Annotated in this window: 23 protein-coding genes, 2 pseudogenes and 2 riboswitches; of the genes and pseudogenes, 15 read left to right on the top strand and 10 right to left on the bottom strand. The window is 54.6% G+C overall.

Annotated elements, in window-relative coordinates; all coding sequences use genetic code 11:
• Positions 1-415: 415 nt before the first annotated feature.
• From CWI35_RS05445 to CWI35_RS18215, 6 genes and pseudogenes are all read left to right on the top strand, one after another.
• Positions 416-610, top strand: a pseudogene (locus tag CWI35_RS05445) (carbohydrate ABC transporter permease); the annotation flags it as partial.
• A gap of 167 nt (positions 611-777) precedes the next feature.
• The gene (locus CWI35_RS05440) at positions 778-2,022 is read left to right on the top strand and encodes an MFS transporter (RefSeq protein ID WP_119877560.1); all 1,245 of its coding nucleotides are present in this window, start codon (positions 778-780) and stop codon (positions 2,020-2,022) included.
• 85 nt (positions 2,023-2,107) lie between these two features.
• Positions 2,108-2,308: pseudogene (locus CWI35_RS05435) on the top strand (glutathione-dependent formaldehyde dehydrogenase); the annotation flags it as partial.
• A 69-nt stretch (positions 2,309-2,377) separates the two neighbouring features.
• Positions 2,378-2,533: a hypothetical protein gene (locus CWI35_RS18225; RefSeq protein WP_162837025.1), complete on the top strand. Its 156-nt coding sequence runs from the start codon at positions 2,378-2,380 to the stop codon at positions 2,531-2,533.
• Complete coding sequence (locus CWI35_RS18220; protein ID WP_158522903.1) at positions 2,530-2,706, top strand: hypothetical protein; 177 nt, start codon at positions 2,530-2,532, stop codon at positions 2,704-2,706. Before CWI35_RS18225 ends, CWI35_RS18220 begins: the two co-directional genes overlap by 4 nt.
• The gene (locus CWI35_RS18215; protein WP_162839644.1) at positions 2,690-2,839 is read left to right on the top strand and encodes a hypothetical protein; all 150 of its coding nucleotides are present in this window, start codon (positions 2,690-2,692) and stop codon (positions 2,837-2,839) included. The genes CWI35_RS18220 and CWI35_RS18215 overlap by 17 nt, the downstream gene beginning before the upstream one ends.
• 56 nt (positions 2,840-2,895) lie before the next feature.
• On the opposite strand, the gene CWI35_RS05430 is transcribed toward CWI35_RS18215, so the two are convergent.
• Positions 2,896-4,665 (bottom strand): B12-binding domain-containing radical SAM protein, encoded by a 1,770-nt coding sequence (locus CWI35_RS05430; protein WP_119877559.1) that lies wholly within the window; start codon positions 4,663-4,665, stop codon positions 2,896-2,898.
• A 264-nt stretch (positions 4,666-4,929) separates the two neighbouring features.
• Between CWI35_RS05430 and CWI35_RS05425 the strand changes: the two genes are divergently transcribed.
• Both CWI35_RS05425 and CWI35_RS05420 read left to right on the top strand, forming a co-directional pair.
• Positions 4,930-7,146 (top strand): PAS domain-containing sensor histidine kinase, encoded by a 2,217-nt coding sequence (locus tag CWI35_RS05425; protein WP_119877558.1) that lies wholly within the window; start codon positions 4,930-4,932, stop codon positions 7,144-7,146.
• The gene (locus tag CWI35_RS05420; protein WP_011230446.1) at positions 7,136-7,630 is read left to right on the top strand and encodes a methylated-DNA--[protein]-cysteine S-methyltransferase; all 495 of its coding nucleotides are present in this window, start codon (positions 7,136-7,138) and stop codon (positions 7,628-7,630) included. The genes CWI35_RS05425 and CWI35_RS05420 overlap by 11 nt, the downstream gene beginning before the upstream one ends.
• Positions 7,631-7,779: 149 nt before the next feature.
• Here CWI35_RS05420 and CWI35_RS05415 read toward each other — a convergent pair whose 3' ends face one another.
• The 6 genes from CWI35_RS05415 to CWI35_RS05390 all read right to left on the bottom strand — a co-directional run bounded on the left by CWI35_RS05415 (position 7,780) and on the right by CWI35_RS05390 (position 14,917).
• Positions 7,780-8,793, bottom strand: coding sequence for an ABC transporter permease (locus tag CWI35_RS05415; RefSeq protein ID WP_119877557.1), 1,014 nt, complete (start codon positions 8,791-8,793; stop codon positions 7,780-7,782).
• The gene (locus CWI35_RS05410; protein WP_119877556.1) at positions 8,735-10,285 is read right to left on the bottom strand and encodes a sugar ABC transporter ATP-binding protein; all 1,551 of its coding nucleotides are present in this window, start codon (positions 10,283-10,285) and stop codon (positions 8,735-8,737) included. The genes CWI35_RS05415 and CWI35_RS05410 overlap by 59 nt, the downstream gene beginning before the upstream one ends.
• Positions 10,282-11,445 carry a sugar ABC transporter substrate-binding protein gene (locus CWI35_RS05405; RefSeq protein WP_119877555.1) on the bottom strand — a complete coding sequence of 388 codons (1,164 nt, stop codon included), beginning with the start codon at positions 11,443-11,445 and terminating at the stop codon, positions 10,282-10,284. Before CWI35_RS05405 ends, CWI35_RS05410 begins: the two co-directional genes overlap by 4 nt.
• On the bottom strand, positions 11,432-12,499 hold the full coding sequence (mtnA, locus tag CWI35_RS05400; protein ID WP_033011870.1) for an S-methyl-5-thioribose-1-phosphate isomerase: 1,068 nt from the start codon (positions 12,497-12,499) through the stop codon (positions 11,432-11,434). Before mtnA ends, CWI35_RS05405 begins: the two co-directional genes overlap by 14 nt.
• A gap of 69 nt (positions 12,500-12,568) precedes the next feature.
• Entirely contained in the window at positions 12,569-13,756 is a 1,188-nt protein-coding gene (gene mtnK, locus CWI35_RS05395; protein ID WP_033015813.1) for an S-methyl-5-thioribose kinase, read from the bottom strand.
• A gap of 85 nt (positions 13,757-13,841) precedes the next feature.
• Positions 13,842-14,010: riboswitch (SAM riboswitch) on the bottom strand.
• 94 nt (positions 14,011-14,104) lie between these two features.
• The gene (locus CWI35_RS05390) at positions 14,105-14,917 is read right to left on the bottom strand and encodes a carbon-nitrogen family hydrolase (protein WP_011230452.1); all 813 of its coding nucleotides are present in this window, start codon (positions 14,915-14,917) and stop codon (positions 14,105-14,107) included.
• 97 nt (positions 14,918-15,014) lie between these two features.
• Here CWI35_RS05390 and CWI35_RS05385 point away from each other — a divergent pair, with 97 nt between their 5' ends.
• From CWI35_RS05385 to CWI35_RS05365, 5 genes are all read left to right on the top strand, one after another.
• Positions 15,015-16,202, top strand: coding sequence for a pyridoxal phosphate-dependent aminotransferase (locus tag CWI35_RS05385; protein WP_011230453.1), 1,188 nt, complete (start codon positions 15,015-15,017; stop codon positions 16,200-16,202).
• 84 nt (positions 16,203-16,286) lie between these two features.
• Positions 16,287-16,395, top strand: a riboswitch (SAM riboswitch).
• Positions 16,396-16,466: 71 nt separating this feature from the next.
• Complete coding sequence (gene mtnW / locus CWI35_RS05380; protein WP_023634094.1) at positions 16,467-17,708, top strand: 2,3-diketo-5-methylthiopentyl-1-phosphate enolase; 1,242 nt, start codon at positions 16,467-16,469, stop codon at positions 17,706-17,708.
• Complete coding sequence (gene mtnX / locus CWI35_RS05375; protein WP_014195271.1) at positions 17,705-18,367, top strand: 2-hydroxy-3-keto-5-methylthiopentenyl-1-phosphate phosphatase; 663 nt, start codon at positions 17,705-17,707, stop codon at positions 18,365-18,367. Before mtnW ends, mtnX begins: the two co-directional genes overlap by 4 nt.
• Positions 18,364-18,996, top strand: a complete 633-nt coding sequence (locus CWI35_RS05370) for a methylthioribulose 1-phosphate dehydratase (protein ID WP_015374252.1) — start codon at positions 18,364-18,366, stop codon at positions 18,994-18,996. Before mtnX ends, CWI35_RS05370 begins: the two co-directional genes overlap by 4 nt.
• 29 nt (positions 18,997-19,025) lie before the next feature.
• Entirely contained in the window at positions 19,026-19,568 is a 543-nt protein-coding gene (locus tag CWI35_RS05365; protein ID WP_033011862.1) for a 1,2-dihydroxy-3-keto-5-methylthiopentene dioxygenase, read from the top strand.
• A gap of 88 nt (positions 19,569-19,656) precedes the next feature.
• On the opposite strand, the gene CWI35_RS05360 is transcribed toward CWI35_RS05365, so the two are convergent.
• Positions 19,657-20,391 carry a ZIP family metal transporter gene (locus CWI35_RS05360; RefSeq protein WP_100659710.1) on the bottom strand — a complete coding sequence of 245 codons (735 nt, stop codon included), beginning with the start codon at positions 20,389-20,391 and terminating at the stop codon, positions 19,657-19,659.
• Positions 20,392-20,607: 216 nt separating this feature from the next.
• Here CWI35_RS05360 and CWI35_RS05355 point away from each other — a divergent pair, with 216 nt between their 5' ends.
• Together CWI35_RS05355 and CWI35_RS05350 are read left to right on the top strand one after the other, a co-directional pair.
• Positions 20,608-21,057, top strand: a complete 450-nt coding sequence (locus tag CWI35_RS05355; protein WP_014195273.1) for a MarR family winged helix-turn-helix transcriptional regulator — start codon at positions 20,608-20,610, stop codon at positions 21,055-21,057.
• A 90-nt stretch (positions 21,058-21,147) separates the two neighbouring features.
• Positions 21,148-21,714 (top strand): phosphate propanoyltransferase, encoded by a 567-nt coding sequence (locus CWI35_RS05350; RefSeq protein WP_119877554.1) that lies wholly within the window; start codon positions 21,148-21,150, stop codon positions 21,712-21,714.
• Positions 21,715-21,775: 61 nt separating this feature from the next.
• On the opposite strand, the gene CWI35_RS05345 is transcribed toward CWI35_RS05350, so the two are convergent.
• Both CWI35_RS05345 and CWI35_RS05340 read right to left on the bottom strand, forming a co-directional pair.
• Positions 21,776-22,324 carry a short-chain dehydrogenase gene (locus tag CWI35_RS05345; protein WP_119877553.1) on the bottom strand — a complete coding sequence of 183 codons (549 nt, stop codon included), beginning with the start codon at positions 22,322-22,324 and terminating at the stop codon, positions 21,776-21,778.
• Positions 22,325-22,342: 18 nt separating this feature from the next.
• The gene (locus CWI35_RS05340) at positions 22,343-24,364 is read right to left on the bottom strand and encodes a S9 family peptidase (RefSeq protein ID WP_119877552.1); all 2,022 of its coding nucleotides are present in this window, start codon (positions 24,362-24,364) and stop codon (positions 22,343-22,345) included.
• Positions 24,365-24,387: the final 23 nt, after the last annotated feature.

The raw sequence follows: 24,387 nt of genomic DNA, 5'->3' as shown, positions 1-24,387 counted from the left end.
AGGAATTTTTCATCCTATTTCGCGCAGGAGACTCCCACTTCAACGACCAAAGGGAGTAAGTGGGAGAGGAATGCGCGTTCCCCTTTTCTTTTGTGTATGATATAATAAAGGCATGGAGAAAACCGTTTAATAAAGGCACTCCAATAACGGCTACTCGATGTATGGAGTTGGTTACAGGAAACGTTGTAACCGTAAAACATCGAGCGTAGATCCGTCTGTTGTGTGTGGAAGCCAAGTACTGCCAACAGACACACCGAGAGAATCGGTAACGATGCAGGCATGACCTGCGTCGTTGGGTAGTTGTCAACCTGCCCTGATGCAACCCCAAGTCAAGGAAGGAGGACGAAGTCCGCTTGTACTTCTGGGGAGTTGCAAGCCCCCACTTCAAGCGTTAGCTAAGTGGGGGTAGTTGACGCGCCCACTCATTATTTTGTCCGATCCACAGCTGTTTACGTTGCTGCTTGGCCTCAATCGCTTCAAAGGACAGTACATCAGCTATTGGAACTACATTATGGCGGCATCCATGGTGTTTACGCTGCCGGTGTTGGTCATTTACGTCTTTTTCAACCGCTACTTCATCAAAGGAATTTCGTTCACGGGCGGAAAATAACGGACGTTTTGTACAACGGTTTTCCGGTCATGACAAGAAGGGGCTGTTCGCCAAACGGAGGGTTGTCCTCCTTTGGTGGCAGCTTTTTTTTTCGCGCGGCATATCCATGAAAAAAACGCACATCATATAAGTGGAAATATCGACTTCATAAGAAAGGGACCGAAGCGATGGAATGGACGGTGCAGCTGTCAAAACCGGCAGGGAGGCAGGCTGGTCGGGGGTGGGCGGTCGCTGCGCTTGCCTCGATTCCGCTTGTCATGACGCTGGGCAATTCGATGCTCATCCCGGTGCTGCCGGCGATGGAACGGCATCTCGACATCACGCTGCTGCAGTCGAGCCTGCTGATCACGATGTATTCCGTTGTGGCGATTTTGTTCATTCCGCTGGCCGGATATATAAGCGACCGCATCGGGAGAAAAATGGTCATCGTTCCAAGCCTGTTGCTGGCGGCGGTGGGAGGGGGGCTGGCGGGATGGGCTGCTTGGCGGGTGAGCGACCCGTACGGCTGGATGATCGCCGGGCGCATGTTGCAAGGGCTCGGGGCGGCCGGGGCGTTTCCGATCGTTTTGCCGCTTGTCGGGGATTTGTTTCCGGATGAGGAGGAGGCAAGCCGCTGTTTAGGGACGGTTGAAACGGCGAACACGTTCGGCAAAGTGCTAAGCCCGATTCTCGGGGCGATGCTGGCTGGCATCATTTGGTTTTTTCCATTTTTTTCGTTCCCTGTCTTTTGCCTGCTATCGGCAGCAATGATGGTTTGGTCCATCCAGGTGCCGGCGCGTCGGGAGCGGCCGTTGCCGTTTCGGGATTTTATTGCGGTGGTGGCGGCGATTTTCCGCCGCGAAGGGCGTTGGCTGATCGGGGTGTTTGTCATCGGCGGTTTGTTGATGCTTGTGTTGTTTGCGTTTTTATTTTTCCTTTCAAGCCGTCTTGAAGATGTGTATGGCATTGATGGAATGAGGAAAGGATGGGTGCTCGCCATCCCGCTCGGGGCGCTCTGCCTCGCTTCATTTGCGGCCGGGAAAGCGATTGGCGACCGGAAACAGCGGATGAAATGGGGCGCTGCAGCCGGCTCCGTTCTATTGGCGGCTGCGTTGGCCCTCGTTCCCCTTCATTCATCCCTTTCCGTTTGGCTGGCGTTGTTCTCGGTAGCCGGCATCGGCATCGGCGCTGCGCTGCCGTGTTTAGATGCGCTTATCACGGAAGGAATTGAGAAAAGCGAGCGCGGGACGGTGACATCGTTTTACAGTTCGCTTCGTTTTATCGGCGTGGCTGCCGGACCGCCGTTGGCAGCCTGGCTGATGAAAGGCGGCGCCGGTCCGCTTTTGTTCTTGCTCAGCGGGCTGGCGTTGCTTGGCGGAGCTCTTGCCGTTTGGCTGATCCGTCCGGAAGGAGAGAAAGGAGGAAGAGGATGAGAGCCGTCACATACCAAGGCATAACTTTGGCTATTCTGACACGTTTGGCGGCTACCCGGGCGGGCAAGCTGAATATTTGCGCGTGCTTTCGCGCAACATTACGCTGAAAATGGGGCAGGCGCCGGTCATTCATTACATTCCGACGTTATACGAGTGGATCGTGGAAGGGAAGTTCGATCCGACCGATATCATTACCCATCGCCTGCCGCTTGATGAGGCGCAATACGCATACGAAATTTTCGACGAAAAGAAAGACGGCTGTATTAAAGTCGTGCTCAAGCCGTAACGTTCTAGCGATGCATAAAGGCAGTGCGGCCGAGACACGATAAGAAAAAATGTGGGAAGGAGGATGCGGGTGAACAATGTAGCGTTCCCGGTCGCCCGTCTCCATGACGGGACGCTCCGCCAGCTGCAGCAGCTTGAACAGCGGCTGCGTGAAGAAACAGGAGAAGAAATTGTGCTTGTCGCTTATGAGCGGAAAACGGTTGATGAGGAGGAGACGAAACGATGATGAAGCGAAAAGTGAAATTTGACGCAGCGAAAAACAACAATAAAACGCCAACGGAAAGCTTGCCGGATACCGAATTTGCGGCACAATATGCCGGCGAGGAGGACATGATCCGCGGCGCGAACCGCAATTCGAAAAAAGGGCGGCAAGGAGGCGGGGATGGGGAAAGAGCATAAGAAGCGGCCCGCTCGAACGAATGAAGAAACGGCGTTTGAATGGGGCGATTTCGCTGCCCACGAGCCGCTTTGGATCATGGAGGAACAAAAACGGGCGAAAGAAAATGAAAAGGAACGAAAAAAGCAGGGATAACGCTCCCTGCTTTTTCACGTGGTGCACAAAAAAGCCGTGCCTCCGGCGTTTGGCCGTTAGGCGGATGCCGAAGCGGACAAGGCGGACAGCGGCGCGGAAAACAGCGTTGCGCCGGTTCCGGACGGATCAAAATAGGCGACGATGACGGTTGGCGCAAACGAGAGCTGCTTCGCGGCGATATAGCGGCCGACATCAACCGGCACGATTTCCACGACCGTATGTTTAAACAATTCCTTTTCCCCGAGCCCAAGGGCGGCAAAATCCGCTCCGAGCGCCTCGGGCCGTTCGAGCAGCGCACGGTAGACGGCCGTGCGCGCCGTTTTGTCCGTTTTCTCATTCCACCACGGCTTGCGCGGTTTGTATTTTTGGTTGCGCAAGTAGTCGTATTTCATGAGCGATTCGGCGACAGGCAGGGCATCTGGCGCACACGTACGTAAAAACTCATGCAGGCGGCGGAACAAGTCTTCCAGTTGGTGGCCGATGCGCGCCCAGCCGCGCTCATCCCAATACGTGCCAAACTGCTGGAAGAAGTCAAACGGCGACGGGAACACATCGGTCACCAAGTACTCGATCGTTTCGTCCATTCGATGGGCGTTCCAATATTTTTCAAGCACGTCTTCCACTTGCTTGATGCGGATGACGTCATCAAACGACAAGACGTTGTTGGCGAGCACTTCATACGGCGCATGATCCATATAGACGTAGCCGTATTCATGGGCGCGCAGGCGCAACCCAGTGCCGCGCAGCAGTTTCAAAAAGCCAAGCTGCAGTTCTTCCGGACGGAGGGCGAATACGTCGTTAAACGTCTTTCGGAACGAGTTGTAGTCTTCTTCGGGAAGACCGGCGATCAAATCCAAATGTTGGGCGATTTTCCCGCCCTCTTTAATCATCGTTACCGTTCGCGAAAGTTTGGCGAAGTTTTGTTTGCGCATAATGAGCCGATTCACTTCGTCGTTCGTCGACTGGACGCCGATTTCAAAGCGGAACAGGCCGGGCGGCGCTTCGCGGTTTAAAAACTCGATCACCTCGGGACGCATGATGTCGGCGGTAATTTCAAATTGAAATACTGTTCCGGGCACATGTTCATCAATTAAAAAGCGAAACATGTCCATCGCATAGCTGCGGCTGATGTTGAACGTCCGGTCGACGAACTTGATCGTCCGCGCCCCGTGCCGCATTAAGTAGCGCAAGTCGTCTTTGATTTTTTCGCGGTCAAAGTAGCGGACGCCGACTTCGATCGAGGACAGGCAAAATTGGCAGCTGAATGGGCAGCCGCGGCTCGTTTCAACATACACGACCCGGTTCGGAAGATGGGGAATGTCTTCCGGAAAGCGAAACGGCGACGGCATGTCGGCAAGGCGGACTTTGTTTCGCTGCGGATTGATGACAATGCGGCCCCCGTCGCGAAACGCGAGCCCGGCGACATCACGGACGTCTCCATGGCCGTCTAAAGCGAAAAGCAGCTGTTTAAACGTTTCTTCCCCTTCACCGATGACGATAAAATCCAATTCCGGCACCCGCTCCATCCATTCACGCACATCGTACGACACTTCCGGTCCGCCGGCGACGATGACAATATTCGGCGCTGCTTTTTTCAACAGCTTGACGACTTTGATCGTTTCTTCAATGTTCCAAATGTAGCAGCTGAAGCCGATGACATCCGGACGGCGTTGGTACAAATCAGTCACAATGTTCAGCACCGGGTCTTTGATCGTATACTCAACAAGCTTGACGTCAAATTCGGGCTGAGCGTATGCTTTTAAATAGCGGATGGCTAAATTCATATGAATGTATTTGGCATTCAATGTCGCACAGACGATGTTCATCGCAACAAAACCCCTTTGTCTATAATATAGCAGCAAAACTCCTTTGTCTATAATTTATAGATGCAATTGGAAGCTTTCATTTGGCTTTAAGCGAGGGGGGAGAGTTGACTATCATGCAGTTTAGCCAAATGAAAAAGCAGAAAAACTTGTCGAACATTGTGGAAAAGAATTTTAAAAAATCTTCGTAAATCAAGGGAGGAGTAAATTTTTCCACATCGAATATATATTTCGTTGAATGGTTTGAATAGACAAGGAGAGATGGATATGGCCCAAAGCCTTTCTCCTCGGGAAGGACAAAATGCGACGCCGGATGTGCGGCTGCTTGAAGAGGAAAATCGTCGCCTAAAGGAGCGGCTCAACAGTTATTCCGTCATTTTCGAGCGATCGCTCGACGCCATTGTCATTTTAAATAAAAACGGCGAGTTTGTCGATGTGAACGAAGCGGCGTGCAAGCTGTTTGAGATGGATAAGTTTGACTTGATCGGCCGTTCGCTTTCCTCGTTTTTGGAGCTCGTGCCGCCGGATATTTTGCTGTTTCAGCAGTCGATGCTTCAAAAGTTCGGCTCGTTCAGCGACGAGCTGCTCATTAAGCTGCCGGACGGCAAAGTGAAGCATATCGAATTTTCGATAAAAAAAGACGTGTTTCATGAATTTGACCTCGTGATGATGCGCGACGTTTCGGCTCATAAGGCGCTTGAGCGCGAACGAATCATTCATGAGTTTTTGTTTCGCGACGTATTCAACCGCGCCGTCGACGGCATCGTCATTTTCGATGAATTTGGGTGGTTTATCGATGTCAATCCGGCGTTTTCGATGAGCTTGAACTTGGAAAAAGGAAAACTGCTCAATTTGTCGTTTCAGCAGTTCGTCGCCCGCGAATGCGCCAATGAGTTCGCTCGGCTGCTCGCGGAAGTGAAAGAAAAGGGAACGGCCAAAGGCGAGTTGTCGCTTGTCCGCCCGGACGGAACGGTGAAAATGTTTGAGCTGACGGCGACTTCCAACGTCTATAGCGGGTTTTACATGGCCATTATGCGCGATGTGACAGAAAGAAAAAATATGGAAATCAAGTTGCAAAAAAGCGAAGAACGGTTCCGGGCTATTTTCGAACAAGCGCATGAGGCGATTCTCATTTGGGATGATTTTGGCTACATATTGAACGCCAATCCGGCCGCGAGCCGGACGTTTGAGCTGCCTTTGAATTTGCTTGTGCGCCGCAATTTGTTTGATTTTGTCGACTATGGGGACGAAAAGGTGAAACGCATTTTCAGCGAGTTCCGCCAAAAAGGGGAAATTCGCGATGAGCTGACGTTCCATATGCCAAACGGCGAACAGAAACAGCTTGAGTTTACGATGAAAAAAGGGGCGATTGACGGCTACCATTTGACAATTTTCCGCAACGTGAGCGAGCTGCGGAAAATCGAGCGCGAGCTGCGCGAAAGCGAGCAAAAGTTCCGGAGCATTTTCGATCATGCGATGGATGGTATTTTGCTTTGGGATGCCAAGCATCGGATCATCGACGCCAATCCGGTTGTCTGCGGCATTTTTTCCGTCGAAAAGGAGGCGCTGCTTGGCCAAATGGTGGTCGAGCTCGTTCCGGAGCGGGCGCGCCGCCAGCTCAACAAGCTGCTTCAACAATGCCAACGCACCGGCGAAGCGAGCGGCGAGGTCGAATTTTTCGACGAGGGAAAAGGGAGAATTATTGAGTTTTCACTGAAAAAGGAAGTGATTCCCGGCGTCGGGATGATGATGCTGCGCGATGTGACCGAGCGCAAGGAGATGGAGCTGCAGCTGCGCAAGTCGGATACGCTCAACGTCGTCGGGGAATTGGCCGCCGGCATCGCCCATGAAATCCGCAATCCGATGACGGCGCTAAAGGGTTTCATTCAGCTGTTGCAAGGAAGCATTGACGGCGACTATTCGATGTATTTTAATGTCATTATGTCGGAATTGAAACGGATTGAGTCGATCATCACCGAGTTTCTGGTCCTGGCGAAGCCCCAGGCGGTGCAGTACAAACAAAATGATATCTGCAAAATTATGCAAGACACGATCGATTTGATCAGCGCCCAAGCGATGATGCACAACGTGCAAATCATCGCCGACTTCGAGCGCGGGCTGCCGCCGGTGTATTGCGAGCCGAATCAGTTGAAGCAAGTGTTCATCAATATTTTGAAAAACGCCATCGAAGTGATGCCAAAAGGCGGGGACATTACGGTGCGCATCACCCGCGCCGGGTGCTATGTGCGCATCTCCATCACCGACCAGGGATGCGGCATTCCAAAAGATAAAATCAAAAAGCTTGGCGAGCCGTTTTATACGACGAAAGAACGCGGCACCGGCCTCGGCTTGATGGTCAGCTATAAAATCATAGAAGAGCACCAAGGGAAAATTGAAGTGGAAAGCGAAGTCGGCGTCGGCACGACGTTCCATATCACGCTGCCGATCGAACGAATGGAAAGGGAGGACGACGATGACGATTGAATATGCAGTATACCGCTCAGAGCTGCTCGGCGACATTTACATCGCCTCCGACGGCGATGCGATTGTCAAAGTCGAGCTGTTTCCAGAAGAATGGCGCGCGTTCGCCGGCGAACATCCGGCTGTCAAAAGCTGGTCGCCGCTTCTTGAACGCGCGCTTAGGCAGCTGGATGAGTATTTCCACGGTCGACGCCAAGCATTTGACTTGCCGCTGAAGTGGAAGGGAACTGCCTTCCAAGAAGAGGTGTGGGCGGCGCTTTGCCGCATTCCGTACGGCGAGACGGCGACATACGCTGACATCGCCGCGCAAATCGGCCGCCCGAAAGCGGTGCGCGCCGTCGGTCAGGCAAACCGGGCGAATGAACTGTCGATTCTCGTTCCGTGCCACCGCGTTGTCGGCAAAAACGGCGCTCTCATTGGCTATGCTGGAAGCCGCACCGATGTGAAGGCGAAGCTGTTGGAGCTTGAGCGCCGCTTACGTAGATGACGCTCTTGCGTTCGTGGAACAGGCAAAGGGTTTGGAAGGCGTTGTATGCGGATGCTGCAATGAAGCAGGCGGAAAAAGAGGCTGACGGCTTGCCTAGAAAAACGCGTCTGCCCCCGAGGATTGCCATCCACGGGGGCAGAGATCGGGCGTTATTTTTTTTGCCAATGCGACAAGGCGAGGGCGCCGACTAAAATGGCGCCTTTTATAATGTCTTGGGCGTAATACGGAACGTTTGCCATCGTCAAGCCGTTCAGCAACACGCCCATTAAAATCGAGCCGAACAATGTGCCGATGACGTTCGGCTTGCCGGCGCCAAAGACGGAAAAGCCGATGTAGGCGGCGGCGACGCTGTCCATTAAAAGCGAGGCGCCGGCCGACACTTGCCCGGTGCCGATGCGCGAGGCGAGCACGATGCCCCCCAAGGCGGCGAAAAAGCCGCTGATGACGTACGCATACGTCCGGTAACGGTTGACTGGGATGCCAGAGAGCCGTGCCGCTTCCCGGTTTTCACCCGTTAAATAAAAGAGACGGCCAGGTTTGGTGTATGTTAAAAACAAGTGGGCGGCCATGACGACAACGAGCATGAGCAAGACCGAAAACGGCACGCCAAACAGCTCCCCTTGGCCGATAAATAAAAAGGAAGGAATAAATTTGCCCGGCGCCGTGCCGCCATCAGGCAGCGGCATGTCGTTATAAATCGAAAATCCTTTTGTATACGTAAGCTGCACGCCGTTGATCGCGTACATCGTCGCCAACGTGGCGAGCAAATCGGGCAGTTTGAATTTGACGATCAATAACGAATTAAGCAGCCCGACGGCGACGCCGAGCAACAGCGGCACGAGCAAGGTGACGAAAATTTCTTGGCGATGCAAGACAAGCGCCGCTGCACTGGCAATCGTCGCCAAGCTCACTGTCGAACCGACCGACAAATCGAAGCCGTCGACGATGAGCGAAAATGTAATGCCAATGGCCACCAAGGTGACGATGGAAATGGAACGCAAAATGTCGCTGAAGTTTTCATAGGTGAAAAACCGGTCTTGTGTCAGGCCAAAATAGGCGATTACAGCCAAAATGGCAAGCAGTGTGCCATGTTTATACAAAAATTCAAGAATGAACGGCGCCGCTTTTTTCGACGGCGCTGTGGAAACGGCTGGCTGGCTCATCGATCTCACCTCCGCTGCAATAGTACACAAGCTGTTCATAGGTTAGTTCTGCGGCCGGCAGGCGGGTGAGCAGCCGGCCGTCAGCCATGATGTAGATGGTGTCGCACACCTCAAGAAGCTCGTGAAATTCACTCGAAAAATATAGTACTGTTTTTCCTTCATCGGCGAGAGCACGGATGATGGAAAACACCTCTTGTTTGGCGTGGACATCGATTCCTTTCGTAGGCTCGTCGAATAGAAAAACACGCGCGTTTGTGTTCAGCCATTTGCCGATGACGACTTTCTGCTGGTTGCCGCCGCTTAAGTGGCGGACAGCGGTCGAAGGCGACGGCGGATGGATGCCGAGCGAGCGGACAAGTTCGTCGGCGGCGTCCGTTTCCTTCCTCCGGCTGATCCATTGCCAGCGCGACAGCCGGGAAAGGAGGCGGACGGTGATGTTGGTTTTCACTGACTCGGGCAAGAACAGCCCTTGTTTGCGCCGTTCTTCCGGAATGAGACAAAGGCCGGCGTCGATGGCTTCATAAGGCGATGAGAACACATAGCGTCTGCCATCAATTTCCCACTCGCCGGATGTGTTCCGGTGGGCGATGAGGCTTTCGGCAAGCTCCGTCTTGCCGGCGCCGACCAAGCCGGCGATGCCGACGATTTCGCCGCGGTGGGCGTATAGGTCGACTGTTGTCCCGGTTTTGTCGATCAAAATTCCGCGGGCGGCAAACGCGATGTCGCTTCCATGCGCGCGCGTTTGTTTCATGGCGGCGGCTCGCCTTGTTCCGGTCATATGAAGGACGATGTCTTCAAGCGGCAAACCGCGGGCGGAACCATGGTAGACGACGCGGCCGTCGCGCAAAATCGTCAGCCGGTCGGCGATTTCCTGCACTTCTTTCAGTTTATGAGAGATGTAAATAAAGCCGACGCCTTGCTGTTTCAGTTCCGTGATGATGGCAAACAGCCGCTTCGTTTCGGCTTCGCTCAAGGCGGCGGTCGGTTCGTCCAAAATGATGTAGCGCGCATTCGATGACAACACTTTGGCGAGCACGATCAGCTGTTTTTCATGGAGCGAGCAGTCGCGCACGAGCTTTGCCGGCGAAATGGCAAGGCCGACGCGGCGAAGCAGAGCAGCGGCCCGTTCTTTTTCCCGGCGCAGCGAGCGGATCGGCTGTTTCTTCACATCAGCGAGCTCATCGGCCGCCAAGTTTTCGTAAACGGGCAATCCTGGGAAAAGCGCCGTGTCGACCTCTTGGACGACGAAGCCGATGCCGGCTCGTTTCGCGTCAAGCGGCGACGAAAAGGTGCAGTTGACGCCATCGATCGTGATCGTGCCGGCGTCGGGAGGAATGGCGCCGGCCAAAATGTTCATGAGCGTGCTTTTGCCGGCGCCGTTCATGCCCAAAAGGGCGTGGACTTCGCCTGGACGGACGGAAAAGTCCACGCCGTCAAGCACGCGCACCGCGCCAAACGATTTTTCAATGCCTCGCATTGACAGCCTGTTCATTTTTTGTTCACCTGAGCTTCCAACGTTTTCATCCATGGCGAGATGGCGACGTTCGATTGCCCCCAGCCCAGGATGTATTGCGAAAGCTCGTTCATCGATACTTGCTTATCGGGCAAGTCGGTCCGTTTTACTAAATGCGGCTCGAGCGAGTAAATGTTCGGCGTTTTCTCGCCGGCGATTTTTTGATAGGCGAACCGCACCTGAACGCGGCCGACTTCCGCCGGATCCGTCGCTGTTGTCGCCACCCACGGACTGTTCGGTTTTTGGATCATTTGCAAGTCTTCGTCACTCAAATCGATGCCGTATACTTTGATTTCCGTACGCCCGGCTTGCTCGATGGCGCGCGTCGCTCCTTTGGCGAACTCGTCCCAAGTTGCGAAGACGGCGTCAATGTCGCCTTTGTTCGGATATTTTTTCAAAATGGCCTCCATTTGCGTTTGCGTGTCCAAAGCCGTGTTGGCGCTCGCCGTACCGAACTTGGCGACTTCTTTTATGTTCGGATAGCGTTTTTTGAACGCCTCATAAATGACGTGGCGCCGCTCCATTGGAGTAAAACCGCCGACCCAAATCGTGACGATGTTGCCCTCTCCATTTAAATCTTCGGCGAGTGTTTTTAACGTTTTCCAGGCGAGGCTGTAGTCGTCTTGGTCGATGACGGTGACGCCGGGAACGTTCAAATCGTTGTCAAAGGCGACGACCGGGATGCCTTTTTCAACCGCTTTTTTCACCGGGCCTTCGAGCGCATCAGCGCGGCCGTGATCAAGCAGAATGGCATCAACGTTTTGCGTGATGGCCGTTTCTACGTATGAGGCCATTTTCGTCAAGTCGTTGTCGGCGTTGTAAATTTGCACTTCGCCGCCGAACTTTTGCACTTGTTCTTTAACGCCGGCGATGTATTGCGACGAGAACGTGCCGATGGACATTTGCATAATGGCGGCGATCTTCACCGGTTTTTTCAGCTTCTCCGGGATGGCCGCCTGTTCGCTGCTCGATGCGGTTTGGCTGTTGGATGAGACGGTGTCGCCTTGGATGGCCGTTTGCTTCGTTTCGTTGGCCGGCTTAGAGCTCACGGCGTCTTGCTCGTTCGTGCAGCCGGCCAAGACGGAGAACACGGCAAAGAAAAGAAGAGAAAGGAACGATAAGGCCTTAAATCGTTTCATGCTGCTCCTCCTTTGCAAATAACGCTGGCAGTGCCGCGCTGTAGCTGCCGCGGACGATGCCTTTTTCGGTAATGATCGCGGTAATCAGTTCGTTTGGCGTCACGTCAAACGCCGGGTTATACACGTTGACGCCTTCCGGGGCGACGCGCACGCCGGCCAGATGGGTCACTTCATCCGGATGGCGCTCTTCAATCGGGATGTCTGCCCCTGTCTTTGTCGCCAAATCGATGGTGGACAACGGTGCGGCGACGTAAAACGGAATGCCAAACGATTTGGCGAGCAAGGCGAGGCCGAACGTGCCGATTTTGTTCGCTGTATCGCCGTTTTGTGCGATCCGGTCGGCGCCGACGATAATGGCGCGAATCCCTTTCGCTTTGATCGTTTGCGCCGCCATGTTGTCCGTAATAAGCGTGACGTCGACGCCTGCTTGCATCAGCTCCCAGGCGGTCAGACGCGCTCCTTGCAAAACGGGGCGCGTCTCAAGGGCGTACACGGATAACTCGATCCCTTTCTCTTTCGCCAAATAAAACGGGGCGAGCGCCGTGCCGTAGCGGGCGGTGGCGATCGAGCCGGCGTTGCAAATCGTCATCACCCGGTCGCCTGGGCGAAAAAGCGATAACGCATGTTCGCCGATGCGGCGGCAGACATCTTCGTCCTCGATTTGGATGCGGATCGCCTCGTGAATAAGCGCCGTTTTCGCTTCGTTGACCGAGGCGGCGTCTTTGGCGGCGGCAGTGAGCCGGTCAAGCGCCCAAACCAAATTGACGGCCGTCGGGCGGGCGCTTGCCAAATAATCGCGGTCTTGCTTTAGGCGGCTATGGAACTCGTGGACCGTTTCCGCTTTATAATGCGAGGCGGCGAGCGCCAGACCATAAGCGGCGGTGATGCCGATCGCCGGCGCTCCGCGCACTTTCAGCGAGGCGATCGCATCGTACACGTCTTCAAGCGTATGCAGGTCGATATATTCTGTTGCTAATGGCAATTTTTGTTGGTTTAAAATCGTGATATGCGTCTCGCGCCACTCGACAGAGCGCGGGATGGCAAAGGTGTCCATCGTCGTCTTCCTTTCTTTTCACATTTTCCGTTGATCCGGGCCGGCACTGGGCCGGTCGTCGCCGTGTTACTATTCGGTTTCTGCAAACACTCGGCGGAAGCCGTCCGTTCCGGTCAGCTCGTTGCGCTCGACAATTAGGCGGCGGCCGAGGCGGAGCGCGTGTCGTTTGGCGGCAAGGCGGGCTTCTTTCTGCTCGATGCCGTCAAGGTCGGCCACATGGGCGAGGCCGATCGTCCGGCGGATGACTTCGCAGCCGGCAAAGCCGACAGCATCGATGAACGCATGCCGGAGCACTTCGTCAAGCAAGCCCGGTGTTGCGGCGTACGTCTCGATGCTTTTGGTGCGCCAAAGCTCCGAGAATATGGACGCAAAGACGTCCCAGGTCCGGTCGATGTGATCAAAGAGCGGTTGGCGCTCAACGTCAGGGCGGGACAACGCATTTAACAGCAAGTTGGCGAAAAACTGCCCAAGGTCAAAGCCGATCGGGCCGTAAAAGGCGAATTCCGGGTCGATTACTTTCGTTTCGTCGGTGCTTGCGAAAATGCTGCCGGTATGCAAATCGCCATGCAGAAGCACATCGGCTTCGGTTAAAAACTTGCGCTTCAACTTCGCCGCTTCCAAACGGAGGCGGTCGTCATTCCAAAGCGTTTCGACGTCCGGCCGCAGCTCGTCTTCGAAGTTGTTCGTGTCATGGTCGAAAAATGGATCGGTGAAGACGAGATCTTCGGTGATTTTGCACAGCTCCGGATTGACGAAGCTTTGCGCCAATTTCTTTTTCTCTTGCTGGTTCATGCCGAAATCGGATGTGTAAAACGCTGTTTTGGCGATAAATTCGCCGATATGCCGGGACAAAAGCGGGAATGTTTTCCCTTCGATCAACCCTTTGCGGGCGATTTGCAGACGGGACAAGTCTTCCATCACGGTAATGGCAAGCGATTCGTCAGAATAGTAGACGTTCGGCACGTATTGCGGTACATAGCTGGCAAACGTGCGCAACGCGTTGCTTTCAATAACCGCGCGCTTTAACGTGAGCGGCCAGCTTTCGCCGACGACTTTCGCGTACGGGAGCGCCTGTTTGATGATGACGCCTTGCTTCGTTTCCTGATCGACGATATGAAAGACTAAGTTTAAGTTTCCGTCGCCGATTTCGCGGCACACAAGCGGCGCCCCGTCTCGGAATAGGCCGAGGCGGACGGCGAGGGCGGTCGCTTTTTGTTCGGTGAGCGGTTCGTAAACAGTGGATTGGACAATCGTCATTTTCACGTTCCCCCTTTAGGTTTTGGCAAATGAAAAAGCCTCTTTCGCATACGGAAAGAGGCTCGAAGATGCATCGTCTTCGCGCCTCTTATCTTTCAGAAAGACATCGGTCTTTCTGTTGGACTTAGCACCGTGCCCTGCGGAAGCGGTTCGCTTCCGGCGCCGCCTTTGGCGTGCGCCCTATCTCACGATAGCATTACGGTCGGTTGCTGGGCTTCATTGGGCCAATTCCCTCAGCCAACTCTTGATAAGAGTACCGATTTCTCGTATTCAGTTTTTGCAATTTTCACGATGTTGTCAATCGTTTGGTTGTTTGATTCGAATGATACATGGTCGATCAATCGATTGTCAATACGTTTTGAAAAAATTTTTTGCCGTTTCATAGTCGTGCGGCCGGCGGTCGGCAAACACCGGGATGCGCGTACGGACGTCCGCAACGAGTGCGGGATCGATGTCGGCCGAGAGAATGCCCGGCTTCTCGTCCGCCTCGGCGATCACTTCGCCCCATGGGTCGATGACGAGCGAATGGCCGGCAAAGACGTTGTTCGGGTCGCGGCCAGCCCGGTTGCAGGCGACGACGTAGCATTGGTTTTCAATCGCCCGCGCCATCAAGAGCGTCCGCCAATGGTGCAGGCGGGGAAGCGGCCATTCGGCGACGACAAACAGCACTTCCGCCCCAGCCAAAGCATGGGCGCGAATCCACTCCGGAAAGCGGATGTCATAGCAAATGACCCCGGCGCATGCAAGCCCGTCGAGCGAAAACAAGCCTAAGCTGCTTCCCGGCTGCAAATACAAATGTTCATCCATTAATTGGAACAGATGGAGTTTGCTGTATTCGCCGACGATTTGACCGCTCCGGTCGGCCACGATCATCGTGTTCGTCACGCCGGTTGTTGTTTTTTTAGCGACCGAGCCGGCGACGAGATGGATGTTGTGTGCTTGCGCTAGGCGGGAGGCGAACGCTTTCGCCCGTTCGGCGCCTTCGTCGGCAATCTCATCTAGGCGCGTCAAATCGTAGCCGGTCGTCCATAATTCCGGCAGCACGATGATATTCGCGCCGTCCTTGACGGCCGATTCAATGGCGCTTTCCGCGCACCGTTCGTTTTCGTTCGGGTCGCCAAACGCAATATCAAGCTGGAGGCAGGCGATGCGGATCGTCATGAGTTTTCACCTCGAAAAAATTTTGCTTTACATTTTGCTTTTTACGATATATGATGTTGCACTAGAATTTCAAGAATTTTTTAAGAAGGTGTGGGCGATGACGATGGAAATTCCTTTTTCCGAGCTGCTTGAGCAGCTGCCAAAGCAATTTTTCGCCTCGCTTGTCGCAAAAGTCGGGGAGAAAATCAAGGCCGGATGCGACGTGATCAATTTAGGGCAAGGCAACCCGGATCAGCCGACGCCAAAGCATATCGTCGAGGCGATGCAGCGGGCGGCGGCCAATCCGAAATACCATAAATATTCGCCATTTCAAGGCTACTTCTTTTTGAAAGAAGCCATTGCCGCGTTTTACGCGCGTGAATACGGGGTGAACGTCGATCCAGACCGCGAAGTCGCCATTTTGTTCGGCGGCAAGGCCGGGCTTGTCGAGCTGCCGCTTTGCCTCGTCAACCCGGGCGATGTGGTGCTTGTCCCGGACCCGGGCTATCCGGACTATTGGTCGGGGATCGCGCTTGCCCGCGCGCGGATGGAAATGATGCCGCTTTCTTCGGAAAACGGATTCTTACCGGATTACGAAGCCATTCCGGAGTCGGTCGCCGACCGAGCGAAGCTCATGTTTTTAAACTATCCGAACAATCCGACCGGTGCGACGGCGACAAAGGAATTTTTCGCGGAGACGGTGGCGTTTGCCGCCAAGCACGGCATTGCCGTCGTGCACGATTTCGCTTATGGAGCGATCGGCTTTGACGGCCGGAAACCGGTCAGCTTCCTGGAAGCCGATGGGGCGAAAGACGTCGGCGTCGAAATTTATACGTTTTCGAAAACATACAATATGGCCGGCTGGCGTGTGGCGTTTGCCGTCGGCAACGAGCGGATCATTCGGGCGCTTGAGCTTTTGCAGGATCATTTGTATGTCAGCTTGTTCGGCGCCATCCAGGAAGCGGCCGCCGCGGCGCTCCTTGGTCCGCAAGATTGTGTCACGGAGTTGGTCGCATTGTATGAGGCGCGCCGCAATGCGTTCATCGCTGCGCTCTGCGAGATCGGTTGGGAAGCGCCGGCGCCATATGGGTCGTTTTTCGCCTGGCTTCCGCTGCCAAAAGGCATATCATCCGCTGAGTTTGCCGACATGCTGCTTGAGCGGGCGCATGTCGCCGTCGCCCCAGGCATCGGGTTCGGCGAGCACGGCGAAGGGTATGTGCGCGTCGGCCTCTTGACCGATGAAGCGCGGCTTCGCGAAGCAGCGGAGCGGATCGGCCGCCTTGGATTGTTCGAAAAAAATTTTTGAAAAATGATTGACAACGCCAATCGGCGATGTCATAATTCAAAGTAAATTTGCCAATTGTTTGATAAGTGCATAAACGAGCAGGCTTTCTTATCAAGAGCAGGCGGAGGGACGAGCCCAATGAAGCCCGGCAACCGGCTTGGCGCGCGCCAAGCACGGTGCTAATTCTTGCAGCGGAAACGCTGAGAGATAAGAAGAGCGCCATGGATGAGTGACGCCTCTTCTTATGAAGAGGCGTTTTTATTTCGAGATTGAGAGGGATGAACGATGAGTGCAGTGATGGCAACGTATTTGCTTCATGATGAAACAGACATTCGGAAAAAGGCGGAAGGGATCGCGCTCGGCTTGACGATCGGCACGTGGACCGACTTGCCGGCGTTGGAGCAGGAGCAGCTTCGCAAACATAAAGGGGAAGTCGTCGCTATTGACGAGCTTGGCGAAAGCGAGCGGGTAAACGCCTATTTCGGCAAGCGGCTGAAGCGGGCGATCGTCAAAATCGCCTACCCGACAGTCAACTTCAGCGCCGATTTGCCGGCATTGTTGGTCACGACGTTCGGCAAGCTGTCGCTCGACGGTGAAGTGCGGCTGCTTGATTTAGAGTTTCCGGATGAATGGAAGCGACAGTTTCCTGGGCCGCGCTTTGGCATCGACGGCATTCGCGACCGAGTCGGGGTGCATAACCGCCCACTGTTGATGAGCATTTTTAAAGGCATGATCGGCCGCGATTTGGCGTACTTGACGTCGGAATTGAAAAAACAGGCGCTCGGCGGCGTTGACCTGGTCAAAGACGATGAAATTTTGTTTGACAGCGAACTTCTTCCGTTTGAAAAGCGGATCACCGAGGGCAAGGCGGCGCTTCAGGAAGTGTACGAACAAACAGGCAAGCGGACGTTGTATGCCGTCAACTTGACCGGCAAAACGTTTGCGTTAAAGGACAAAGCGAAACGAGCCGCCGAGCTTGGCGCTGATGTGCTGTTGTTTAACGTCTTCGCTTATGGGCTTGACGTGTTGCAGGCGTTGCGCGAGGATGAGGAGATTGTGGTGCCGATTATGGCTCACCCGGCGTTCAGCGGCGCTGTTACGCCGTCTGAATTTTATGGGGTGGCGCCTTCGCTTTGGCTTGGAAAGCTTTTGCGGCTCGCCGGCGCCGACTTTGTCCTGTTCCCGTCGCCGTATGGCAGCGTGGCCTTGGAGCGTGAGCAGGCGCTTGGCATCGCAAGGGCGCTCACCGACGACCAAGAGCCGTTTGCCCGGGCGTTTCCGGTGCCGTCGGCCGGCATTCACCCGGGATTGGTGCCGCTCATCATCCGCGATTTCGGCCTTGACACCATCGTCAACGCCGGCGGCGGCATTCACGGCCATCCGGACGGGGCGATCGGGGGCGGCCGGGCGTTTCGCGCGGCGATCGACGCGGTGCTGGCCGGCCGTCCGCTTCGTGAGGCGGCTGCAGAAAACGAAGCGCTGCAAAAAGCGATCGACCGCTGGGGCGTCGTTGAGGTGGAAGCATGACGAAACAGCTCGTTCTCTTTTGTGATTTTGACGGCACCATTACGGAAAACGACAACATCATCGCTATTATGAAACAGTTCGCCCCGCCGGAGTGGGAGGCGTTAAAAGACGACATTCTCGCTGAGCGCATTTCTGTTCAGGAAGGAGTGGGGAAGATGTTTTCCCTCCTTCCGTCCACGTTGAAGGATGAAATTGTGGATTTCCTGCGGCGCACCGCTCGGTTGCGCGCGGGATTCCGAGAGTTTGTCGCGTTTACGAAAGAGCGAGGCATTCCGCTTTATATCGTCAGCGGCGGCATCGACTTTTTTGTCTATCCGCTGCTTGAAGGGCTCATTGAACCGGAGCGCATTTTTTGCAACGGCTCCGATTTCAGCGGTGAGACGATCCGCATCACATGGCCGCATGCATGCGACGGTGAGTGCCAAAACGGCTGCGGCTGCTGCAAGCCATCGCTCCTTCGCAAGCTTGCCCGCCCGGACGGATACCATGTCGTCATCGGCGATTCGATTACGGATTTAGCGGTGGCGAAGCAAGCGGATTACGTGATGGCGCGCGATTTTCTGCTCCAAAAATGCCAAGAGCTCGGCTTGCCGCATGCGCCGTTTGCAACGTTTTTTGACGTGATTGATGCGTTGCAGCGAATGGAGGTGATCGTATGAGCATCGTCGTGAAAAAGTGGAACGAGCTTGCGGAAGTGAAAGCCGAGCTCGCCGCCCGCGATTGGTTTTTCGCAACAAGCGGCAATTTGTCGATCAAAGTGACGGACGACCCGTTGACGTTTTTGGTGACAGCGAGCGGCAAGGATAAGCGGAAGCAAACGGATGAGGACTTCTTGCTCGTTGACGCTGCCGGCCGACCAGCGGAGAAAACACATTTAAAGCCATCAGCGGAGACGCTGCTGCATGTGGAAATTTACAACCGCACAAACGCCGGTTGCGTCTTGCACGTTCATACCGTGGACAACAATTTGATTTCTGAACTGTATGCGTCAAACGGGGAAGCAGTCTTTTCCGGCCAGGAAATCATCAAGGCGTTTGGCATTTGGGAAGAAAACGCCGCAGTGCGCATCCCGATCATTAACAATGACGCCGACATCCCGACGCTGGCTCGGGAGTTTGCGAACCATGTTCATGGCGACGCCGGCGCCGTGTTGATCCACAACCACGGCATTACCGTCTGGGGACGAACGGCGTTTGAAGCGAAAAAACATTTGGAAGCGTGGGAGTTTTTGTTCAGCTGGCAGGTGAAGCGGCTGCTTTTGCAACGGGCCGGCCTGCCGGTTGGTTAATATACATCTTTTAGAAGGGGGATTTTGACATGGCCGTCATCAAAGTGAGAAAAACAGGTGAAGTGATTACAGGAGAGGAGAATGTGCGCGCCTTTTTAAACAGCCAAGGCGTCCTGTACGAGCATTGGGACATTGCCAAACTGCCGGAGCATTTGCGCGACAAATACGTGCTCACCGATGAAGAGAAAAATGAAATTTTGGCGGCATTCAAAGATGAAATTGAAGACTTGGCGGCGCGCCGCGGCTACAAAACATGGGATATCGTCGCTCTGTCCGATGCGACGCCGAACTTGGATGAACTGCTGAAAAAATTTGAACAAGTGCACATCCATACAGAAGACGAAGTGCGCGCCATTACGGCCGGCCATGGCATTTTCATTATCAAAGGCGACAAAGAGACCGGCTATTTTGACGTCGAGCTGGAAGCCGGCGATGTCATTTCCGTGCCGGAAGGGAATCCGCACTACTTTACGCTCATGGACGACCGCCAAGTCGTAGCCGTCCGCCTGTTCATCGACCCGTCCGGTTGGGTCGCCCATCCGTATGAAGAGAAAGAAGAGGCTGTCCAATAATGAGAACACCCCGTTGCCAGGCAAGGCAGCGGGGTGTTTCGGTCTGTATGGAGAGGAGCGCTTGCCTCGATGACGGAAGGAGAGACCGCTAAAACGATTCGGTTAACAAAATCATAAACAAAATGCCGATAATAAAGGCGTACGTCGAGATCCGTTCGTTGCCGTCGCCATGGCTTTCGGGAATGAGCTCTTTGTAAATGATGAACAGCATCGCCCCGGCGGCAAACGCCAACCCGTATGGAACGAGGCCGCGGAAGAGAGAGGTTAAATAAAAGCCGAGCAAAGACGTCACAATTTCGACCGCGCCGGTTAACGTGGCAATGACAAACGCTTTAAAGCGGCCAATCTGCTGATTGACTAAAAACAAGGCGACCAAAAATCCTTCCGGCGCGTTTTGCAAGCCGATGGCCAATGCGATCAAATTGCCGGTTTGCGAAGCGCCGTCTGAGGCGTAGCTCACCCCGACTGACAGCCCTTCGGGGAGATTGTGCATCGCAATGGCGGCGATGATGAGCATCGCCTTTTCGTCGAATTGCAAGCCGCTTTTCGTATGCTCCAAGTCGATATGGGGGACGGTCATCTCAAGCAACGTTAACACGAGCACCCCCGCCGCCAATCCGATGGCGAGCGCCTCAAAACCGCCGGACCGCAGGGCCTCGGGAATAAGACTTGTCATCGAGGCCGCCATCATAATGCCGGCTGAAAACGCGAGGAGCACATCGCGCCAGCGGTGAGTGAGCGATTTGGCCATAAACAAAATCGGCACAGCGCCAAGTCCGGTCGATAAGGCGGACAGCACACTGCCGGTCAATACCCCGTTCATCCAATTCCCCCTTCATCAGCCTTTATTTTTTCATATGCGCCGTTTCCACAAATGTGACAATCGCCCAAGCGCTGCCCTATCACAAAATTATCATAGCGAAAGGAACGGCCGCTGGCGAGAAAAATGGACCAGCGCCTGGCAAAAACGGTTGCCTGCCTGTTTGCTGTTCAAGTATAATGCAAGTAAGAAATGGTTAAATGCAAAGGGTTGGATGGCATGGAACAAAAAGAGCAAGAACTCGAGCAATCGCTAAAGTTGTTTATCGTATTGTCGCGGGCTTACCGCGCCGTAAGCGACCAAGTGAACAAATCAATCCACTCATTCGGGGTCAATCCGACCGAATTTGCCGTGTTAGAATTGTTATACCATAAAGGGGATCAGCCGCTCCAGCAAATTGGCGAAAAAATTTTGCTGGCGAGCGGGAGCATCACCTACGTCATTGACAAACTGGAAAACAAAGGATTGATCGTCCGCCGCGCCTGCGAAAAGGACCGGCGCGTCACGTACGCGTCCATTACAGAAGAGGGGCGGCGGTTTATTGAGCGCGTATTTCCCGAGCATGCGGAAAAAATTCACGAAACGGTTTCGGCGCTGACGGCGGCAGAAAAAGAGCAGGCGATTGCGCTGCTGAAAAAATTAGGATATGGGGCAAAAACAAGGGGCTGACGCGAGGTCGGCCTCTTTAATTTTGCCGGAAATGGATACGTTATATGAAAGAACATACCATAGCCAGCAAAAAAGGAGAGATCACCATTGATGGTTCCAGTAGGGGTATCGAATCGCCACATTCATTTATCAAAAGAACACATGGCGGCGCTGTTTGGCGAAGGCGCCGAGCTGACGGTGCTCAAGCCGTTGTCGCAGCCTGGCCAGTTCGCCGCCAAGGAAACGGTGACGGTCGAAGGGCCGAAAGGGAAAATTGAAAACGTCCGCGTCCTCGGACCGATTCGTTCGCTCACCCAGCTTGAAATTTCGAAAACCGACAGCTTCAAGCTCGGCGTCGCGCCCCCGGTCCGCTTATCCGGCGATATTGACGGAACGCCGGGCATTACGATTCACGGACCGAAGGGGACGGTGACCGTCGACAAAGGGGTGATCATTGCCAAGCGCCACATTCATATGACGCCGAAAGATGCCGAGACGTTTGGCGTCCGCGATAAACAAGTTGTGAAAGTGAAAACGCAAGGGGAGCGGGCGCTCATTTTTGACGAAGTGATCGTCCGCGTCAGCGAAGATTTTGCGTTAGATATGCACATTGACACCGATGAAGCGAACGCGGCCGGCTTGAAAACGGGCGATTATGTCGAACTGCTTCCATCGTGAAACCATCCGCGCCAAAGGCGGACAAAGCACCCTCTCGGTACAAACGAGAGGGCGCTTCCCATTAATGCGGCCGCTTCTTCTCTGATGCTAGTGTGCCGACAAGATGAAACGGCGCATCACGCCGAATGGCGTCAATGACGCCGCTGCTGATTTCTTGATGGGTGAGCCAACGCGTGCTGTGCTCTTCGATCACGAAGCCAAGCTGAATTTGCCGGTACAGGCAAGCGGAAGACAAACGGAGTTCCCGCTTTGCCTCGGCCGGATGGGCCCGGCTGCCGAGCACGTGGAACAGACGCCAAGGACCGGGATGTCTGCTATTTTCCCGGATGATGGCCGGAAACGCCTGTTTCCCGTCGGTGTGCACCCATGCGACAACAAGGTCGAAGGCTCTGTTTTCATTGATTGTTTGGTGAATCAAGGAACATAGTACATCATGATCGCGATAATCGACCAAAAGCGGGGTAATGGCCTCCAGATGTGCGGCGCGGGCGATGAGCCGTTCCATCCGTTCCCTGTTCCGGGCGACGATGGATACATGGTACCCTTCTCGCACGAGCCAAAGCGACACGTCGGTTAACATGCCTGTCCCACCGATGACGAGTGCGTGCATGGTGTTTCTCCTTTCGGATTAATGCGATGCTCCTTTCAAATAGCGGTCAAACCAGTCGACGATATGGCGAAGACGCTCAAGCCGAAGAGCAGGGTTGCCGGTGCGCGACAAATCGTGGTTGGCGTCCGGAAAGCGGACGAGCTTTGTTTCCCGCCCGAGCTGCTTTAAGGCGACAAACAGCTGTTCGGCCTGCTCAATCGGGCAGCGGTAATCGTGCTCGCTATGCAAAATTAACAGCGGTGTGCGCACGTGTTTGACGTATTTGAGCGGCGAATGATGCCAAAGCCGCTCAGCGTCTTCCCAAACGTCGCAGCCGACTTCCCATTTCGTGAAAAAGTAGCCGATGTCGCTCACGCCAGAGAAGCTGAGCCAGTTGGAAATCGAACGTTGAGTGACAGCCGCTTTGAATCGGTCGGTATGCCCAACGATCCAGTTCGTCATAAATCCGCCGTAGCTGCCGCCGGTGACGCCAAGCCGTTCTTTGTCAATAAAGTCGAACTTGCTGATGGCGGCGTCGACGCCAGCCATAATGTCTTCATAATCCATGCCGCCATAGTCGCCGCGCACCGCATTGACAAACGACTGGCCGTATCCGTGGCTGCCGCGCGGGTTCGTAAACAGCACGGCATAACCGGATGAAGCGAGCAGCTGCAATTCATGGAAAAACGTAAATCCATACATCGCATGCGGCCCGCCGTGAATTTCGACGACAAGCGGCGCCTTTTCCCCTTCGTCAAGCTCAGGCGGTTTCATGATCCAGCCTTGAATCTCCAAACCGTCCGCCGATCGATACGTAAACGGTTCGGCATCGGCGAACACCACTTCGTTTTCGAGCGCTTCATTGGCACGCGTAAGCCGCGTTTTCGTTCCATCGGCAAGCGAGACCGCATATAAATCGCCAACGGACGTAGGCGAGCTGATGGCGGCGATGGCTTGCCGTCCATTCGGATGGACGGTGAATCCGTATAGATGAAAATCTCCTTCGACCACTGGAACGATCGGGCCGGCGAGCGAGACGAAATACAAGTTGACGCGTCCGCGCTCTGAGGCGGTGACATACAGGCCGCTTCCGTCGCTCGCCCAAATCGGTCCCGGGCCTTTCGCATCAGCGTGCATGTCGCCGACCATGGCATCGCCGAGATGGACATCCCAATCGGCGGTCAACACCCGCTTCGTTCCACGCTCCGGCTCAAAGACGTAAAGCCGGTGAAGCGTCGCCCCAAGATAAGCCAAATCATGGCCGATGGCCGCGAGCTTCGTTCCGTCCGGCGACCAGGCGAGCGAAGCGAACGCGCCGCAGCCGTTCGTCAAGTTCGTTTCTGTTTTTTTCTCGAGATCGAGCAAAATGATGTCGCGGGTAAAGGTGGTGTCCGGATCCTCGTTTCGGTTGGCGACAAAGGCGAGCGTCCGTCCGTTTGGCGAAATCGCAAACGAACCGATTTCCTCCTCGCGGCCCGTCAACGCTTCGCTTTTTCCTGACAGCACATCGATGCGCGTGAGCACCGCCCGTTTGCCGTCAAGAAAACCCGACGCGTCTGATTTGTAATACAGCCGCTCGACCACGCGCGGTTTCAGGTCGGCTCGCTTCACTTCTGCCTTTTCCGGTTCTTCGCGGTCTTCAATCGTTTCATCATCGCCAAGCGTCGTTAGGGCGATGAGAAACGTCCCGTCCGGCGACCAAACGTAATCGCGCACACCGTTTTTGAAAAACGTCAGTTGGCGCGCTTCGCCGCCATTGGCAGGCAACAGCCAAAGCTGTGTGCGTCCGGAGCGGTCAGATAAAAAGGCGATTATTTCACCTCTTGGGGAAAAACGCGGCTTCATGTCGCGCCAGCGGCCGAACGTCCATGGACGGACGGAGCCGTCTGCCGCCCATATCCATAAATGGGAGCGGTATTGTTTTTCCTCATCAATCGATTTTTCCACAAACACGGCGCGCGTTCCGTCCGGCGCGTAGTGCGGGTCGCGCACCGAGCGGAGGCGAAGCAAATCTTCCGCCGTTATGCCGCGGTGTTTTGTCGGTTGTTCGTTGTTGTTCATCAGTTGGCCCCCTCTTTCTTTTA

This window comes from [Bacillus] caldolyticus (assembly GCF_003595605.1).
In the GTDB taxonomy this organism is placed as follows: Bacteria; Bacillota; Bacilli; order Bacillales; family Anoxybacillaceae; genus Geobacillus; species Geobacillus thermoleovorans.
This window is presented reverse-complemented; position numbering and strand designations above follow the sequence as displayed.

What these genes read in the sequence shown, in the direction of transcription:
- CWI35_RS05440 (WP_119877560.1), top strand. Translation starts at nt 778, where the DNA reads ATGGAATGGACGGTGCAGCTGTCAAAACCGGCAGGGAGGCAGGCTGGT.
- CWI35_RS18220 (WP_158522903.1), top strand. Translation starts at nt 2,530, where the DNA reads ATGATGAAGCGAAAAGTGAAATTTGACGCAGCGAAAAACAACAATAAA.
- CWI35_RS18215 (WP_162839644.1), top strand. Translation starts at nt 2,690, where the DNA reads ATGGGGAAAGAGCATAAGAAGCGGCCCGCTCGAACGAATGAAGAAACG.
- mtnK (WP_033015813.1), bottom strand. Translation starts at nt 13,756, where the DNA reads ATGACGATTGTCCAATCCACTGTTTACGAACCGCTCACCGAACAAAAA.
- CWI35_RS05350 (WP_119877554.1), top strand. Translation starts at nt 21,148, where the DNA reads ATGGTTCCAGTAGGGGTATCGAATCGCCACATTCATTTATCAAAAGAA.
- CWI35_RS05430 (WP_119877559.1), bottom strand. Translation starts at nt 4,665, where the DNA reads ATGAACATCGTCTGTGCGACATTGAATGCCAAATACATTCATATGAAT.
- CWI35_RS05390 (WP_011230452.1), bottom strand. Translation starts at nt 14,917, where the DNA reads ATGACGATCCGCATCGCCTGCCTCCAGCTTGATATTGCGTTTGGCGAC.
- mtnW (WP_023634094.1), top strand. Translation starts at nt 16,467, where the DNA reads ATGAGTGCAGTGATGGCAACGTATTTGCTTCATGATGAAACAGACATT.
- CWI35_RS05405 (WP_119877555.1), bottom strand. Translation starts at nt 11,445, where the DNA reads ATGAAACGATTTAAGGCCTTATCGTTCCTTTCTCTTCTTTTCTTTGCC.
- CWI35_RS05365 (WP_033011862.1), top strand. Translation starts at nt 19,026, where the DNA reads ATGGCCGTCATCAAAGTGAGAAAAACAGGTGAAGTGATTACAGGAGAG.
- CWI35_RS05385 (WP_011230453.1), top strand. Translation starts at nt 15,015, where the DNA reads ATGACGATGGAAATTCCTTTTTCCGAGCTGCTTGAGCAGCTGCCAAAG.
- mtnA (WP_033011870.1), bottom strand. Translation starts at nt 12,499, where the DNA reads ATGGACACCTTTGCCATCCCGCGCTCTGTCGAGTGGCGCGAGACGCAT.
- CWI35_RS05410 (WP_119877556.1), bottom strand. Translation starts at nt 10,285, where the DNA reads ATGAACAGGCTGTCAATGCGAGGCATTGAAAAATCGTTTGGCGCGGTG.
- CWI35_RS05415 (WP_119877557.1), bottom strand. Translation starts at nt 8,793, where the DNA reads ATGAGCCAGCCAGCCGTTTCCACAGCGCCGTCGAAAAAAGCGGCGCCG.
- CWI35_RS05420 (WP_011230446.1), top strand. Translation starts at nt 7,136, where the DNA reads ATGACGATTGAATATGCAGTATACCGCTCAGAGCTGCTCGGCGACATT.
- CWI35_RS05370 (WP_015374252.1), top strand. Translation starts at nt 18,364, where the DNA reads ATGAGCATCGTCGTGAAAAAGTGGAACGAGCTTGCGGAAGTGAAAGCC.
- CWI35_RS05360 (WP_100659710.1), bottom strand. Translation starts at nt 20,391, where the DNA reads ATGAACGGGGTATTGACCGGCAGTGTGCTGTCCGCCTTATCGACCGGA.
- CWI35_RS05355 (WP_014195273.1), top strand. Translation starts at nt 20,608, where the DNA reads ATGGAACAAAAAGAGCAAGAACTCGAGCAATCGCTAAAGTTGTTTATC.
- CWI35_RS05345 (WP_119877553.1), bottom strand. Translation starts at nt 22,324, where the DNA reads ATGCACGCACTCGTCATCGGTGGGACAGGCATGTTAACCGACGTGTCG.
- CWI35_RS05340 (WP_119877552.1), bottom strand. Translation starts at nt 24,364, where the DNA reads ATGAACAACAACGAACAACCGACAAAACACCGCGGCATAACGGCGGAA.
- mtnX (WP_014195271.1), top strand. Translation starts at nt 17,705, where the DNA reads ATGACGAAACAGCTCGTTCTCTTTTGTGATTTTGACGGCACCATTACG.
- CWI35_RS05425 (WP_119877558.1), top strand. Translation starts at nt 4,930, where the DNA reads ATGGCCCAAAGCCTTTCTCCTCGGGAAGGACAAAATGCGACGCCGGAT.